A 13,629-nucleotide genomic window follows, 5' to 3' on the forward strand; every position below is an offset into this window, starting at 1 on the left:
TATTTTCATATATTTAAGGCCCACAAATGTGGGTCTTTTTTGTCATTTTTTTCATGATTATTCCGATAAATAAATATCATGATGAATTCATACTTAAAATTTCTTATCTTACTTACTTTGTCTTTCTTTAGCATACTTGCCAGAGCTGAAGATAGGCAGGTCTTTGAATTTGATGATAATAAAGATGGAAAAGTAGATAATATCTTTCGTTATAAAAATCATCGCTTAGTAGAACATTTAAATGATCGTAATTACGATGGAAAATTTGATTATCAAATGAAGGTAGTAGGAGAGCTTACAACGATTGAATCGGATAATAATTTCGATTTAAACTTTGATCGAGTGGAATTAATTGAAAAACTGGAGAAAGAGTCTATATACAAGCTCTACCGTATTGAAAATGGTAAGCGTATTCTGGCCATCGAAAAAAGAATTCAAAACATTCAACATAGTGAAGCCGTAAATATGTGTTCTTATGAAAGCTTTTTAAATTCGATCAGTTCACTTGATAACCTAATTTCTGATTTTGATCCAATTCTTGAAAAACTTAATAATGGCTTCTATGAATTCACACCTGGAGTAAAAATTCATAAAAGTTGTCTTGATAACTTTGGTAATGATAATTTTGAAACTCTTATGCGTAACTCTCTGGATAAGGGAATGAGTTGTCTTTCTGAATTGGGAACTAATAATAAAGAGACTGGTGCAAAAGGTGAGATTGCAAATATAATCAACCTTCTAAATATTCAGCTAAGTGGAAAGGTAAAGCCTACATCGATAATGTGTAATCAAAAAGATTACTCATGGGATGGAACAATAGCTTTTGCTTCTGTCGGGAGCAATAGGCACAAAAGCTACGGAGTTAATGGCCCATTTATCTCCTTAAACCCAAAAATGAAATCTGGCTTTCTAAACTCAATTAAAAATGGCCCACCTAAAGACGAGCTTGAAGGAGTTGTCTTTCATGAGCTTCTACATAACTTAGGTTATCGCCATGGACACGGGGTTGATGTGAGTTATGGTTGTGAAGTCTGTTGTTTCTCTGATAATAAGTCAGCAAAAGCTTCGGCATGTAATATTTGTCTGGGTGCCTATGATCCGAAAAATGAAATAGATCCAAACTACTTAAGAGATATGGCCACACTCTCTAGCGAGACGGGATTAGTTAGTGCTGAAATTTTTATTTATAAAAATATAAGTCGTATTCCAGTTAATCAAAAAAATATTGATTCAGTTTTTCTTGGACTGGCCACGCGTGGGCCTGGTGTTATGCAGGAGTTTATGCGACAAATAAAAGAGCGAGGGCTTGAGGTTTCTGAAGATGGAAGCCGTATGAAAAAATATATCAAAAAGGCCAATAGGTATCGTCCGGTTAATAAATTCATTGCTCAAGTGAATGAAGCCTATGTCTCAGCAGTGATTACTGGTTTTATTGATAAGCAGGCCACGACGGCAAAATTTAAGCTCTCTAGGAAGATTAAATCTAGTGACTTAAGAGAAATTGCAAGTCGAAATGAAAGAGACTCAGAAGCTTCTAGCAAGCTAGCTCGTGGTGTTGAGATGATTGAGCAATTATTTTAACCTATCTAAAAATTGAATCGTGTAAATACTATTAATAGGATTTACATACAATATATCACATTCTATATTCCCAAAAAATCAATATTGGGAGATCTGTCATGAAAAAAATCATTATTCTAGCATTCTTTACATCATCAATTTTTGCAAATACTTTAACGAAAGAAGAAGAGAGCATAGTTGTTACTGAGATTGATAATATCTGTGGTGATACTTGGTGTGAAGGTGATTTCAATTTTAGATTTGATACTTTCAAATGTAATGCTGAAACAAACTCTTGTGTTCTAGACTTTGTTATTCTAGATGAAGTTTGGGGGGATGATGATTCTTATTCGGCAACTGAGAATGAGGCATCTTGTGAAATCAAGGGATATACAAAGTATGATCAAATGATTGAAGTTTCTCGCAATGGTTGGCCAAGATTAAATAATGATTTTTACTTTGCAGTTTCAGATTGTGTGACTGAGCAGGAAGAAGTTGTTTACGAAAAATTAGGTTACTAAAAGAATAAAGGCCTCTCTAAGAGGCCTTTTTTATTACTTTAAATTATAAGGTAGATTCGTTTTAGGATTCTTTAAAGCACTTTTACTAGATGTCGTCGGCATTTGATTTCCATCTGAAAGAATCGTTACATTTACTTGGTTGGCATTTGGAAGGGCCTCATATGCAAATGAAATTTCATTATTTTCAAAAAGCTTAATATTTTTATTTTCGCTTGGATCAAAAACAGTGTCATATTCTTTATAAGCATACATTTCATTTAAGAAGCTAAACTCAATTGGACGATGAAATTGATTTGCCCAACCAACTGCATACTTTGCACTTTGAACAATGATCTTAATACCACTTGTACACTCCTTACCGTATTTAAAGAATCCACTCATTTCTAAACTTTGAGTGTGATTTAAAGAAAAAGTGTAACGAGTAAGCCCACTTGATTGATTAGATTTTTTTACAGTTAGTGGTGTTGTCTTATTCTTCTCCTCAAATTTTGCGCTATCTCCCCAAACTGGAATTTCATAGCGACATCTCTGCTCTAGAGTTACCTTAAAGTTTAGCTCTTTAGAAGGAGCATAAACGTCAAAGCTAAATGGCCTGGCCGTCGTCTCCACTGCGGCTACATTAAAGCTTAGGAATAAGGCCGCAACTGATAGTAATTTCTTCATAAAATGTGTCCTTAATTAATTATTGTTGAACCTGAATACCATGTCCAAATAAATTAGCCAGCATAATTGTAATTCTTATTGCCTTTAAGTTTATCGAGATTTAGGATAGTTAGCGCTAGGTGGTGAAGTTGGTGTAATTCCAACACTGTCCCGCAACGGTAAAGTCCGATCCCAAGCTAGCGAAATCTTTAAATCCCGAGGAGGAATCAATGAATAAAGCGCAATTAAGCGAAGCAATTGCACGCGCAAAAACTACGGTAGTTAGGGCCGTTTTTCCTAATAGTACAAATCACTATGATACCTTATTTGGTGGTAACACCCTAAAATGGATGGATGAGGTGGCCTTTATCACAGCAACTCGTTTTGGCCGTAAAAAGTTTGTCACGGTCTCAAGTGACCGAGTTGACTTTAATATGCCTATTCCTGGAGGGCATTTCGCAGAGCTTGTCGGTGAGATTACGAAGGTTGGTAATAGCAGCTTAGTAGTTGAAGTAAGACTAATGCTAGAGGGAATGTATGAGGAAGGTCAAGTTGAAGCTGTTAAGGGAAGTTTCACATTAGTGGCCATTGACGATGATCGCAGACCTGTACCAATTTTCTTATAAATTTTAAAATAGCCTCGTTAATAAATTTAGTTTAAAATGCTTCCATGCCATATTTTGAAGATGAAGTTTTTGATACTGAAAATATTAACGAGGTCAGTGAGTTAAGGGGGAGTGAATTTATCTGCTGTGAATTCGTTAGTATTGATATTAGTGAACTCGATGCATCGAATGCAAAATTTATCGAGTGTACTTTTACAAACTGTAACTTGAGTAATTTAAAACTACTCGGGGCAAGCTTTCGTGATGTGACATTCGTTGATTCTAAATGCATTGGCCTAAACTTCAGTGACTGTAATACGCTTTTCGAACTCAAGTTTAATCGTAGTATTCTAAACTATGCTTCCTTTCAAGATTGTACAATCCATGGAGCTCAGTTTATTTCTTCAACTCTCAAAGATACTGATTTTACTCAAAGCACTTTTGAGAGTGGTGACTTTTCAGATAGTGATCTGCTGGGAACAAATTTTACGAGAACTAATTTAAAGGGTTCTAAGTTTCTAAATGCGCGAAATTTCTATATTGATATTACAAATACAAATTTAAAAAACTGTAAGTTTTCAATGCCTGAAGTTCTCAATCTGTTGAGTCCATTTGGTATTGAAATCGAATAATACATTTTTAAGCTAGGAAGGCAAAATGAAGAATCAAGGTAAATTCTCAATTAGAGTTAAGGATAAAATCCGCTCTCAAGTCAATAGTGCGACTTCTCCTGAACATCTGTACTCTCAAAAAGATTTCATGTACGAACGAAAAGGTCCTTGGCCGCAGCCATCACCTGTACATCCATGGGGAGAGTCGCCAGCGGTTATTCATATTCCATTAAGAGAAACTCTTGATTGGTGGTTATTTATTGGTTCACGTTATGTTGCGACACTGGCACTTTCGCCATATTACTTTATTAAAGGTCTTTTATTTCCAGGCCTAAAAGAAGTGCGAAATGATGAATTTGAAGATCTTTTAAATTATTCTATGATGAGTAAATTTCTTACTGATAAATTAGATGACGAAGATTGGCAGTGCTTTCACAATTATAACAAAGATGAGAAGAGTTGGTTTATTGTGGACCTAGATGCCGTTCGTGTTGTTAAGCCTTTGAAAGGGATTCATGTCAGTGCGACAAAAACTCTTCTTTATAAAGAAGGGGATCGCTTTAAAGTTCAAGCGATTTATGTTCAAAAAACTGAAACTATTTTTGACTTCTCGACTCCTAGTGATGGATTAGAGTTAGCTAAGTACTTTGTTCTTCAAGGGGGGGCCTTATGTGCAACTCTTGTTGTTCATCCTTTGTTACATTTTCCTTTTGATTCAATTAATGCCATTTCGAAAACGTCATTACCAAAAGACCATATCCTCTTTAGACTTCTGTCTCCACATTTCAGGTTTACTCTTCCGCTAGAGAACGCAGTTCTGAATTATAAGAGTTCTCTTTTACAGGAGAAATGGTGGATGACCTATGCTCCATATCCTGGAGGACCTGAGGGACTAAGAGATCTACTTGTGGAAGGCTATAAAGGTATTAAAGGAAATCTTTCATATCCACCTTTTTCATACTCTCTTAAATCACCATGTGTAGAAGGTAAATACGGGACGTATTTGAACCGTTACTATGAAGTGTTTTATAAATTTGTAAAAGGTATTTTGGCAGATGTGAGTGTCGATGATTTTTGGATTAGTAAATGGGCCGACTACTGCAATCAACATGTAAATGACTTTCCTTCGAGCAAAGAGATTTTCAAAGAGGATACATTAGTACGCGCTGTTACTACCTATCTTTTTACTGTCACAGTGGCCCATGCTACTGATCATTATAATTATGGAATCTTAGATAAAAGAAAAGTACCTCTAAGGTTAAGACAGGCACCTCCAAATAAGGATACGAAAATGATAAAGAGGTCAAAGCTTGTAAATGCAATTGATCAAATGAAGTATTCAATGGCCGATAATTTATTTTTTTCTCCAACAACAGTTACAAAGTTAATTAATGCTCGCTATAAGTTTAAGGATCCAAAACAAATGAAGGTTGCTCAAAACTTTAAAGAAGAATTGAGAGCTTTAGATAAATCATTGAAGTTAGAAGGGATAGAGTATATGCCACTTAGGAGAATTTCTGCCAGTATACAATTTTAAATTGCCACTTTTATAGGGCGATTACTATGCTGTTTAGCGCTCTTGTAAAAATTACTAAAATTGGTCAGTTCTGGATTTGTTCTTTATTTTTAAGGCCTTATCAATTAAAAAGAAGAGAATCTTCTAAATAGAATTTGTGTTTATGGTATTAATAAATGATTATGAATCCAGTAAGTCCAATTAATAAAATCATTAGGTTTCTTGCGCTTAGGAATCCTGATATGCCTGCACGCGAGCTTTCGCAGCTAGGTCTTTATATTTATACTGTTTTTTTAACTGCTCCTTTAATGTGGGGACATTTAGTTATCTCGTACTTTTTTTGCCAGAATCCACTACTTTATCAGATTGGTATAGCTTCGTGTTTAATACATTTCTTCAGTCCTGTATTATATTACTTCTTTGGTTCGTTATCACTTGCGCTAAATATTACAATCCTGGCAGGATTTATCCATGAGTTTTCTTGGTCTATTTTAACAGGAGGTTTTATTAGTGTCTCCCCAATTTGGTTTGCTGTTCTACCAATGATTGCTGGACTTATTGGAACAAAGAGAGAACTTTTCCTTTGGTTTATTTTATCTATATTGGCCACGTCGTATTTATTCGCATTACATTTAAATGGCGTTATTTTGCAAAACTACTTGAGTCATTCAGGTGAGGTCTTGGCACGTGTTTTGATCATGATCGGTTTTATTTTATTAAACTCGCTATTCATGTTTGCGTACATGGTGGATCGCGATCGCTTCTATCATGCTATTGTCGAAAAGAAGGAGCAGATTGATACTCTTCTAACATTAGTTGGACACGATATTAGTAATCCACTAACTGTCGTTAATCTTTCAGCTAAAAGACTAAGTAAGCTACTAACCTCAAATGAAGATCCAGATATCCACAAGTGCTTAACTCGAATTAACTCGTGTACATCTGGAATCAGTAATATATTGACCCAAATTCGAGACCTGCAATCAATTAAGCAAGGAAAAGTTGAACTTAAGTTTGAAAAAGTTTATTTAAATCAAGTTATTGAATACTTATATCGAGTTTTTGAGTCAAAACTACATGATAAGAATATCAGTCTAAAATATGATTATTCTGCTAATGAGCATATCTATTTTATGGGGAATTCAACGGCCTTAAAATATCAAATTTTTGGAAATCTTTTATCTAATGCGATTAAGTTTTCAGACATTGGACAAGAAATTGAAATCTCTGTTGAAGAAAGAAGTGATGGTGTTCAGGTTCATTTAATAGATAGAGGAGTTGGCATTGAAGAGGAATTATTAGAAGTTCTCTTTGAAAATAATGCTATACCTTCAAAGATTGGAACAAGCGGGGAGAAGGGGACTGGTTTTGGAATGTCAATCGTTAAGACATTTGTTGAACTAAGTCACGGTACTATCTCTGTACGTTCAAAGACCAAAGATATATCACCTGACAATCACGGTACACAATTCTCATTGTTATTTAAAAAGAGTCTGTTTTCTTAGACCAAAGCTGTCTGCTTTTGATATAATATTTTAAATTATAACAAAAGAGGAATTATGAGGTCGACTAATCCGACACTAAGAAATGATGTATTTAATACTGGAACTCTATCTGATGAAAGAATGTCTTTTTCTGGAGTATTTAATAAAGGGATGATTCTCTTTGCTCTAATGCTAATGACATTTATTTATACTTGGAATGTAACACTTGGAACGCTAGAGAATTCAATGCAGCCGCAAATGGGAATGTATCCTATGATTGGTGGTATTGGTGGCTTTATCTTTGCAATGGTTACGATCTTTAAACCTAGATTGGCGATGTTTACAGCGCCTGCCTATGCACTTTGTGAAGGGCTACTTCTGGGGTCTATTTCCGCTATCTATGAATTCCAATTTAGAGGAATTGTTTTTAATGCCGTAACAATTACATTTGCGGCCTTCATTACTTTATTCTTTCTTTATCGTTGGGGCCTTGTTAGAGCGACTGGAACATTTAGAAAGATTATTATGACAGCAATGTTCTCTATTATGGGAATTTATCTAGTGAGCTTTATCATGTCTTTCTTTGGAGCATCGATTCCAATGATTCATGGAAATGGGCCAGTAGGAATTGGTTTTAGCCTTATCGTCGTTGGTGTTGCAGCATTTAGTTTAATTCTTGATTTTGATTTTATTGAAAAGAGTGTTGATCAAGGTGCTCCAAAGTATCTTGAGTGGTACGCGGGCTTTTCATTAATGGTGACTCTTGTATGGCTTTATATTGAAGTTTTAAGACTTCTTTCGAAATTAAATAGTCGCGATTAATTTTAAATATTCATGGACCAACTTGCTCCAAAGAGTATTTGGTCCATGATTAACTTTTGAGCTGTTAATTCACTTCCCGTATTTCCATTTCTTTCTTGAAGCATAAGACGATATTCATCAAATAAATTTCGGCCCTCTGGTAATTGTTGCGACATCTCTTCTAAAATATGTGCTGCTTGAGCAAACTCTTTCGCAACCGAGGAATTAGACTGGCCCGCTATCTTATAACTAGGGTAAACTTTCTTTAAATGATCTTTGAACTCTGTTAGAAGCTTAAGTGTGTACTCATTCTCTAATGGGATAGACTGTTTGGCCCATTCTTTTATTTCTTTAATATTTGTTTGATGTGCATAGAACTCTTCGGTGCGATCGTAGTCGTATCCCCATTTTGACTTCTTTACGACAACGCCTTGGCAAACAACTTTTAAGGCATCATCAGTAAGGCTTGTAACAACTATCTTTGAGATACCCGATATTTTCTCCGTTGATTGACCTTCCATATCGCGACATTCGTACTGACAACTAAAGATCACTTCCTTTGGATAAGGTGCTGTGAAGTCATTTTGGATATATTTCTTTGTCGTATATTTAGCGAGGCAGAAGCCCGAGCTAGGTTGTACTGCAAAAATATTTAATGTAAGGAGTCCAATTAGTAATGCCTTCATTATTTACCACTCATTCCTTGGTAGAGCGCAAACCATATATAAATACTCAGAATTAAAAGGACTACTTTGAAGCTAATACGCCAGTAGTTAAGTGGTTTTTTATTTTTCATGCCGCGATTATATGTATGTCATCATCTTTAGGCAAGAATGTAAGTTGCTGTTATTACTTGGTTGGTAGTCTTTTCGTCAAGTATTCTTGTGGGGTTACCGAAACGTATGTGAACAATTTATCGCTATTAAGGACGTTCATGAAGTTTTTTAAGAACTCTTCTTTTATCTTAGTATTTACATTTTTACTTGGTGTATTCCCTCAGGTTTACTTTACTTACAGTGGTTTACCAGAAGTCGATTGGCGCACGCCTGCTTCCTCTAAAAAGACTGCTTATGATATTTGGGGAGAGATGATGGAAGCATCTGTTGGCTACAGTGCCAAGGCCACGGGAGTCTTAGGCTCGGGTAATCGATCAATCACGTGGGGGGCGGAGAAAGAAGGTTCATCTTCATATATTACAAGGTTGCTAGGCCCAAACTTTAATGCATTTAATAATGCTCTTTCTGCTGATCAATCTGATCGGGCCAAGTTTTTAAAGATATTCTTCACTCGTTGGATGGATGATACACCAGAAAATTCAATAAGGGTTTGGATAGACGATAAGGGAGAGTACCACGATCCAGCTAAAGAACTCTTTGATGAGAAGGGAAGAAATAAGTCGATGAGTATAGCATTTCTTAATGGCCTTAACCCTGAAGATGCCTCATTGCAAGATCTTGAGGAGAAGTGGCAAGAATGGGGGAGCAGAACTAATAACAGCCCATTTAGTTATCTATCACCACAAACTAGAAGAGAACTCTTTAAGGGAAAGTTTCCTTATATTGATAAAAAATTAAATCCTTACTCTCAAATGACTCCTATTATAGGCGAAGCCCAAAAATATATTGATAGGGCCGAGGCAACCTCTGTTGGTTGGGAAATCCTCTTTAAACCTCAAAAGTCTTTTGGTGAATTCCAAGAAATGATCGCATGGTTTAAGGAGCTTATGGGAAGAAATGGTGAGTTATTTCAAGCACCAGGTCATCAGCGAATGGTCGTACCTGTTGGAGATAATTTTAATCGTCAAAAGGCCGCGGAGCTGACTAAGGCCGCCCAAGCATTAATTGTACTTGAAGGGATTGCCGGACGATCAGGTATTGAAAGTGCGGACTATAAAGACGTTTTAGATGACTGGGAAATTTCAGAAGGAATTATCGACGGAGAAGAAACAGGCCGAGGACCATTAAGAGTGGATTATGAGGGACGCTTTGTTAAAGACTCTGTTTCAATTGAATTTCGATCGGGGACAAAGAATTTAAGAGTTGCACGCTTTATACAAGCTAGTCTTGCTTCTCGTTTTTCACGCAACGACTTTAGTGGGATTGAAAAGGTACACTCATGGACTTTAGTGGATGATCAAACAATGAATCATGTAGATACATTGGATATAAAGTATAGATTTGGTCTAACAATGGAGCAGGCAAAGAGTGCTGCATCTAAACTTAATCAAGCTTCGCTAGATGGTTATAACGTTGCGCTTTGGAATTGGTACAATGAATGTCCAATGTTTGGAAAAACTAAAAAGACAATTCTTAAAAACTTAACTAAAGACTATCTAATTGATGTTGCAAGTCTTAAACATACAAACAGAGACAATCTAAAAAAAGCAATCATCTCTCTTCAAAGAGAGTGGGTTGCTTCATCTAATATTATCGAAGATATTCGAAAGTACATGATGCCACAGAGAAATTTTTTAGATCGTGAAAGCTTTCATAAGTTTAAACCAGGTACTAATTTGCCAATTGATGTTAATAAAATTGACCTTGGTATTGAGTATTCAGCAAAGTTTCCTCTTAAGTTTCAAGGTGATTATGCAATGATTGAAAATGAGGATGGAAGTTATAAGAGAGAAAGACTATTAGATGGAAAGATGTCATGGTTACAAACTCGTGTGGATATGTCTGCAGATGAAAAAGAAGCATATCTAGAAAAGCTTGCTACAGACCTCCGAGATCGTCTAGGTGGAGAAGGACAGGTCGAAAGGCTTTATGAAGACGGCCATGGCCACGGTCTTGATATTGCTTTTAAGATTCGTGATTCCAAAGATCGCTCATGGAGAGTTGAGTGGGATGGGATTGGCCGAAACTATACTCCTGCTGGCGATGTGATTATTGATTCTGTTAGGGCCGGATCTATTGAAGTTGTCACTCCAAAGTTTGAACCTAATATGGATGAAATACAGGCCGTATTTGATACATTTCAAAAAAACAATGCCCTTCCCTATATTAAAGCAGGGGGAGGTCACTTAAATATTGATCTAACGGTTTTTGAAAATAAGCCTTACGAGTTTGCTCGTTTTCTTGCTATTTTTAATGAGTATCGATCTGTCATTGCTTTTATGTTTCAAGACCTGAACCGTGTTAAGAGTGCTGAGCCTGTTGTAATCTCAGATGAATTTGCGAAGAAACTTGCAAATTGGAATGGCACAGAAACAGAACTTAAGATGGCCCTTTATAATGAAGGTTACTTTAACAAGCGAGTCGGTAGAAAGGCACGATATACTCACTTAGATGTGTCAGCATATTTTCAAGATGTTATTCCTGAAAAATTTATTAGTGACGATTTTGATATTTCTAATCCAAAAGTACCATGGCGACCAGCATTCAGAGTTAATCCAAAAATTAGAAAAGCCGAAGTTCGTTTAATGAATGCGCCTCGTGATGCATATGAGAGCGCACTACAAATGAAACTATTCAGGGCCATCTTAAACAAGGCCTTAAATACGACAAGTGAGATATCTGGCACATTACAAAATATTAGTCATGAAAGATATCTAAATAATTATGCAAGGCTTATTGAAGATCTGAAGAAAATGACAGATGACCTAGGGCTTGAAATGCGAGAGTATCGTCCAATTATTGGCGAAGGGCTTGCGAACGTTGAACAATACACAAGTATGAAGTTTTATCGACCACTTAAAGATCAATTAGTTAATAACCCTGTCTTTAATGGTTGGGAGAAGGCGGTTAGGCCAAGAGGTAAAAATAAGGCAATTACATCAGAAGCAAGAGCTTATACTGGTCCAATTTATCCAGAAGCACTTGAATTTCAGGAGCTTCGTATTGAATCAAGCAAACAAAGTGAGACTTATCGTACTACACTAGATCCGAATTTCTATGGTGGAGAACAATTCACACGAAAGACAAATTGTGCAGAGGCAATAAAAGGGCTCATTGCAAATTAAATGAAAACAAAGCTAATCTATACAACTTTAATTTTAGAAGATGCAAAACAAGTAAGAGTGATATTAGAAGAGGCCGGTATTAAGGTAAAGTCTTCTAGTGGCCATTTAAATGAACATATTTATTTAAACTCAGCGGCCGCACAAGAGTATACGATCTCTGTTGAGGAATTATACTATGTGGACGCTAAGTATATTTTAGAAAAGAATGGTATCGAGGTCTTAGGCCCTCAAGAGAATAAATCTGAAAAAGAAGTGGATTATATGCACGATTCTCTAAGGCTTGCTATTTTTGGCATGATCTTCGTTCCGGTCATCCTCAATCTACTATCTCTTTATAAATTTGGATTAGGAATTAAAAACAAGGAACAGTTTAAAATTTTTCAAGTTACTCAAATTATTGTCTTAAATATTATAGGATTAGCGTTTTGGAGCACTGTTCTTTATAATAAATACTTCTTATCATAGGGTCGCACTATTTTGTCTTAACGAGTCGGTGAGGATTGGTTTAGCGCAAGTCTTTGAATAAGAATTCAAGTCCATTTAATTTGATCTCTGCAAGCTCTTCAAGGAGTCTGCCGAGCTGACCTTGAGGGAAGCCTTTTTGTGAAAACCAAACGAGGTACTCATCTGGAAGATCAATAAGAAGTCTACCTTTGTATTTCCCAAAGGGCATGGTTGTTTGAACGAATTTTAAAAGATGTTCTTTATCAAATGTAACTTCCATATGCTTAGTATAATGGATTACTCGTTGACTGGCCCCTATAAACTCTGCTAAAAATGACGAATGGCAGAATTTACGCACTTGGGTTTATCCAAAACTATTGAAGATGCCCTTTCAAAGAAGGGATATACACAACCTACTCAAATTCAAACACAGGGAATTCCTGCTGTTTTGGAAGGCAAGGACCTACTTGCAATTTCTCAAACGGGAAGTGGGAAGACTGCCGCGTTTTCAACGCCAATTCTTGATTTAATTTCTAAAACTAAATCAAAACTTAAACCGTACCATATACGATCTCTTGTCATTGCTCCAACTCGTGAGCTTGCGATGCAAGTAGAAGAAAGCTTTAAAGAGTATGGTAAGGGCCTTGCTCTTTCAACACTTGCTGTTTATGGTGGTAGTGCCAAGAAGCTTCAAGTTCAAAAACTTGCTAAAGGTGTTCAAATCTTAGTTGCTACACCTGGGCGTTTAGTTGATCTTATTAAAGACGAGAAGATCTTTCTTGATGAGGTCACGCATTTAGTTCTTGATGAAGCTGACCGCATGTTAGATATGGGCTTTAAAGATGATTTGGAGTTTGTTTTAAATAAGGTTCCAGATCAAAAACAATGTCTTTTCTTTTCTGCAACAATGCCAAGGGAAGTTGAAGTTATTGCTAATAAACTTTTAAAAAATCCTCATAAGATCGAAATCGCTCCTATTAAGTCAAGACATGAGGGGATTCGCCAGATGGCCTACCTCGTAGAAGAAGAAAAGAAGGCAGACTTTCTTTTAAAATTTTTAAAGGATCGTCATGTCAAAAGTATTATTGTCTTTGTGAAAACTAAGTCTCAGGCCAATAAATTAGAAAGACATTTAAAGGCCAATCATATTAAGGCCTGTGCAATTCACTCTGACCGTGATCAACGCCAGCGTATTTATAATTTAAAAGAATTTCAAAAGGGTAATATGCATGTGCTTGTGGCCACCGATATTGCAGCTCGTGGGCTTGATATTGACGGTGTAGGTTATGTTTTGAATTTTAATCTTCCGCAGCAGATTGAAAACTACACTCATCGAATTGGCCGCACAGGACGTGGAGGAAGAAGAGGGATTGCCATCTCTTATATTTCACCAAGTGAAGAAAATTATTTTAAAAGAATTCAAAAAGAACTTGGACTTGAAATCCATATAAAAGGGCCTACAAAGTAGGCCCTTCTTCTTAGTA

13 protein-coding genes and 1 riboswitch are annotated in these 13,629 nt (G+C 36.1%); of the genes, 10 read left to right on the forward strand and 3 right to left on the reverse strand.

What is annotated here, in order from left to right:
* Positions 1-78 precede the first annotated feature (78 nt).
* On the forward strand, positions 79-1,581 hold the full coding sequence (locus M902_RS03940; RefSeq protein ID WP_021266165.1) for a hypothetical protein: 1,503 nt from the start codon (positions 79-81) through the stop codon (positions 1,579-1,581).
* Positions 1,582-1,679: 98 nt separating this feature from the next.
* The gene (locus M902_RS03945) at positions 1,680-2,081 is read left to right on the forward strand and encodes a hypothetical protein (RefSeq protein ID WP_021266162.1); all 402 of its coding nucleotides are present in this window, start codon (positions 1,680-1,682) and stop codon (positions 2,079-2,081) included.
* A 33-nt stretch (positions 2,082-2,114) separates the two neighbouring features.
* Here the strand turns inward: M902_RS03945 and M902_RS03950 are convergent, their stop codons facing one another.
* Positions 2,115-2,744 (reverse strand): hypothetical protein, encoded by a 630-nt coding sequence (locus tag M902_RS03950; protein WP_021265927.1) that lies wholly within the window; start codon positions 2,742-2,744, stop codon positions 2,115-2,117.
* Positions 2,745-2,829: 85 nt separating this feature from the next.
* A riboswitch (cobalamin riboswitch) is annotated at positions 2,830-2,934 on the forward strand.
* Between the two features lie 19 nt (positions 2,935-2,953).
* On the opposite strand from M902_RS03950, the gene M902_RS03955 reads away from it, so the two are divergent.
* The 5 genes from M902_RS03955 (at position 2,954) to M902_RS03975 (ending at position 7,761) form a co-directional block, all read left to right on the forward strand.
* Positions 2,954-3,349, forward strand: a complete 396-nt coding sequence (locus tag M902_RS03955) for an acyl-CoA thioesterase (protein WP_021266051.1) — start codon at positions 2,954-2,956, stop codon at positions 3,347-3,349.
* 44 nt (positions 3,350-3,393) lie between these two features.
* Positions 3,394-3,960 carry a pentapeptide repeat-containing protein gene (locus M902_RS03960; protein ID WP_021265720.1) on the forward strand — a complete coding sequence of 189 codons (567 nt, stop codon included), beginning with the start codon at positions 3,394-3,396 and terminating at the stop codon, positions 3,958-3,960.
* Between the two features lie 25 nt (positions 3,961-3,985).
* Positions 3,986-5,476: a hypothetical protein gene (locus M902_RS03965; protein ID WP_021266049.1), complete on the forward strand. Its 1,491-nt coding sequence runs from the start codon at positions 3,986-3,988 to the stop codon at positions 5,474-5,476.
* Between the two features lie 161 nt (positions 5,477-5,637).
* Positions 5,638-6,960, forward strand: coding sequence for a HAMP domain-containing sensor histidine kinase (locus tag M902_RS03970; protein WP_198011853.1), 1,323 nt, complete (start codon positions 5,638-5,640; stop codon positions 6,958-6,960).
* A gap of 54 nt (positions 6,961-7,014) precedes the next feature.
* On the forward strand, positions 7,015-7,761 hold the full coding sequence (locus tag M902_RS03975; protein ID WP_021266314.1) for a Bax inhibitor-1/YccA family protein: 747 nt from the start codon (positions 7,015-7,017) through the stop codon (positions 7,759-7,761).
* Positions 7,762-7,763: 2 nt separating this feature from the next.
* Here the strand turns inward: M902_RS03975 and M902_RS03980 are convergent, their stop codons facing one another.
* The gene (locus M902_RS03980) at positions 7,764-8,426 is read right to left on the reverse strand and encodes a hypothetical protein (protein WP_021266526.1); all 663 of its coding nucleotides are present in this window, start codon (positions 8,424-8,426) and stop codon (positions 7,764-7,766) included.
* Between the two features lie 248 nt (positions 8,427-8,674).
* Between M902_RS03980 and M902_RS03985 the strand changes: the two genes are divergently transcribed.
* Positions 8,675-11,701 (forward strand): hypothetical protein, encoded by a 3,027-nt coding sequence (locus tag M902_RS03985; RefSeq protein ID WP_021266396.1) that lies wholly within the window; start codon positions 8,675-8,677, stop codon positions 11,699-11,701.
* Complete coding sequence (locus M902_RS03990; RefSeq protein WP_021266519.1) at positions 11,702-12,166, forward strand: hypothetical protein; 465 nt, start codon at positions 11,702-11,704, stop codon at positions 12,164-12,166. It begins immediately after the preceding gene.
* 40 nt (positions 12,167-12,206) lie between these two features.
* On the opposite strand, the gene M902_RS03995 is transcribed toward M902_RS03990, so the two are convergent.
* The gene (locus M902_RS03995; RefSeq protein WP_021265764.1) at positions 12,207-12,425 is read right to left on the reverse strand and encodes a DUF3820 family protein; all 219 of its coding nucleotides are present in this window, start codon (positions 12,423-12,425) and stop codon (positions 12,207-12,209) included.
* 60 nt (positions 12,426-12,485) lie between these two features.
* Here M902_RS03995 and M902_RS04000 point away from each other — a divergent pair, with 60 nt between their 5' ends.
* Positions 12,486-13,613 carry a DEAD/DEAH box helicase gene (locus M902_RS04000; protein ID WP_021266194.1) on the forward strand — a complete coding sequence of 376 codons (1,128 nt, stop codon included), beginning with the start codon at positions 12,486-12,488 and terminating at the stop codon, positions 13,611-13,613.
* Positions 13,614-13,629: the final 16 nt, after the last annotated feature.

The sequence above is a fragment of the Bacteriovorax sp. BAL6_X genome (assembly GCF_000443995.1).
Lineage (GTDB): Bacteria > Bdellovibrionota > Bacteriovoracia > Bacteriovoracales > Bacteriovoracaceae > Halobacteriovorax_A.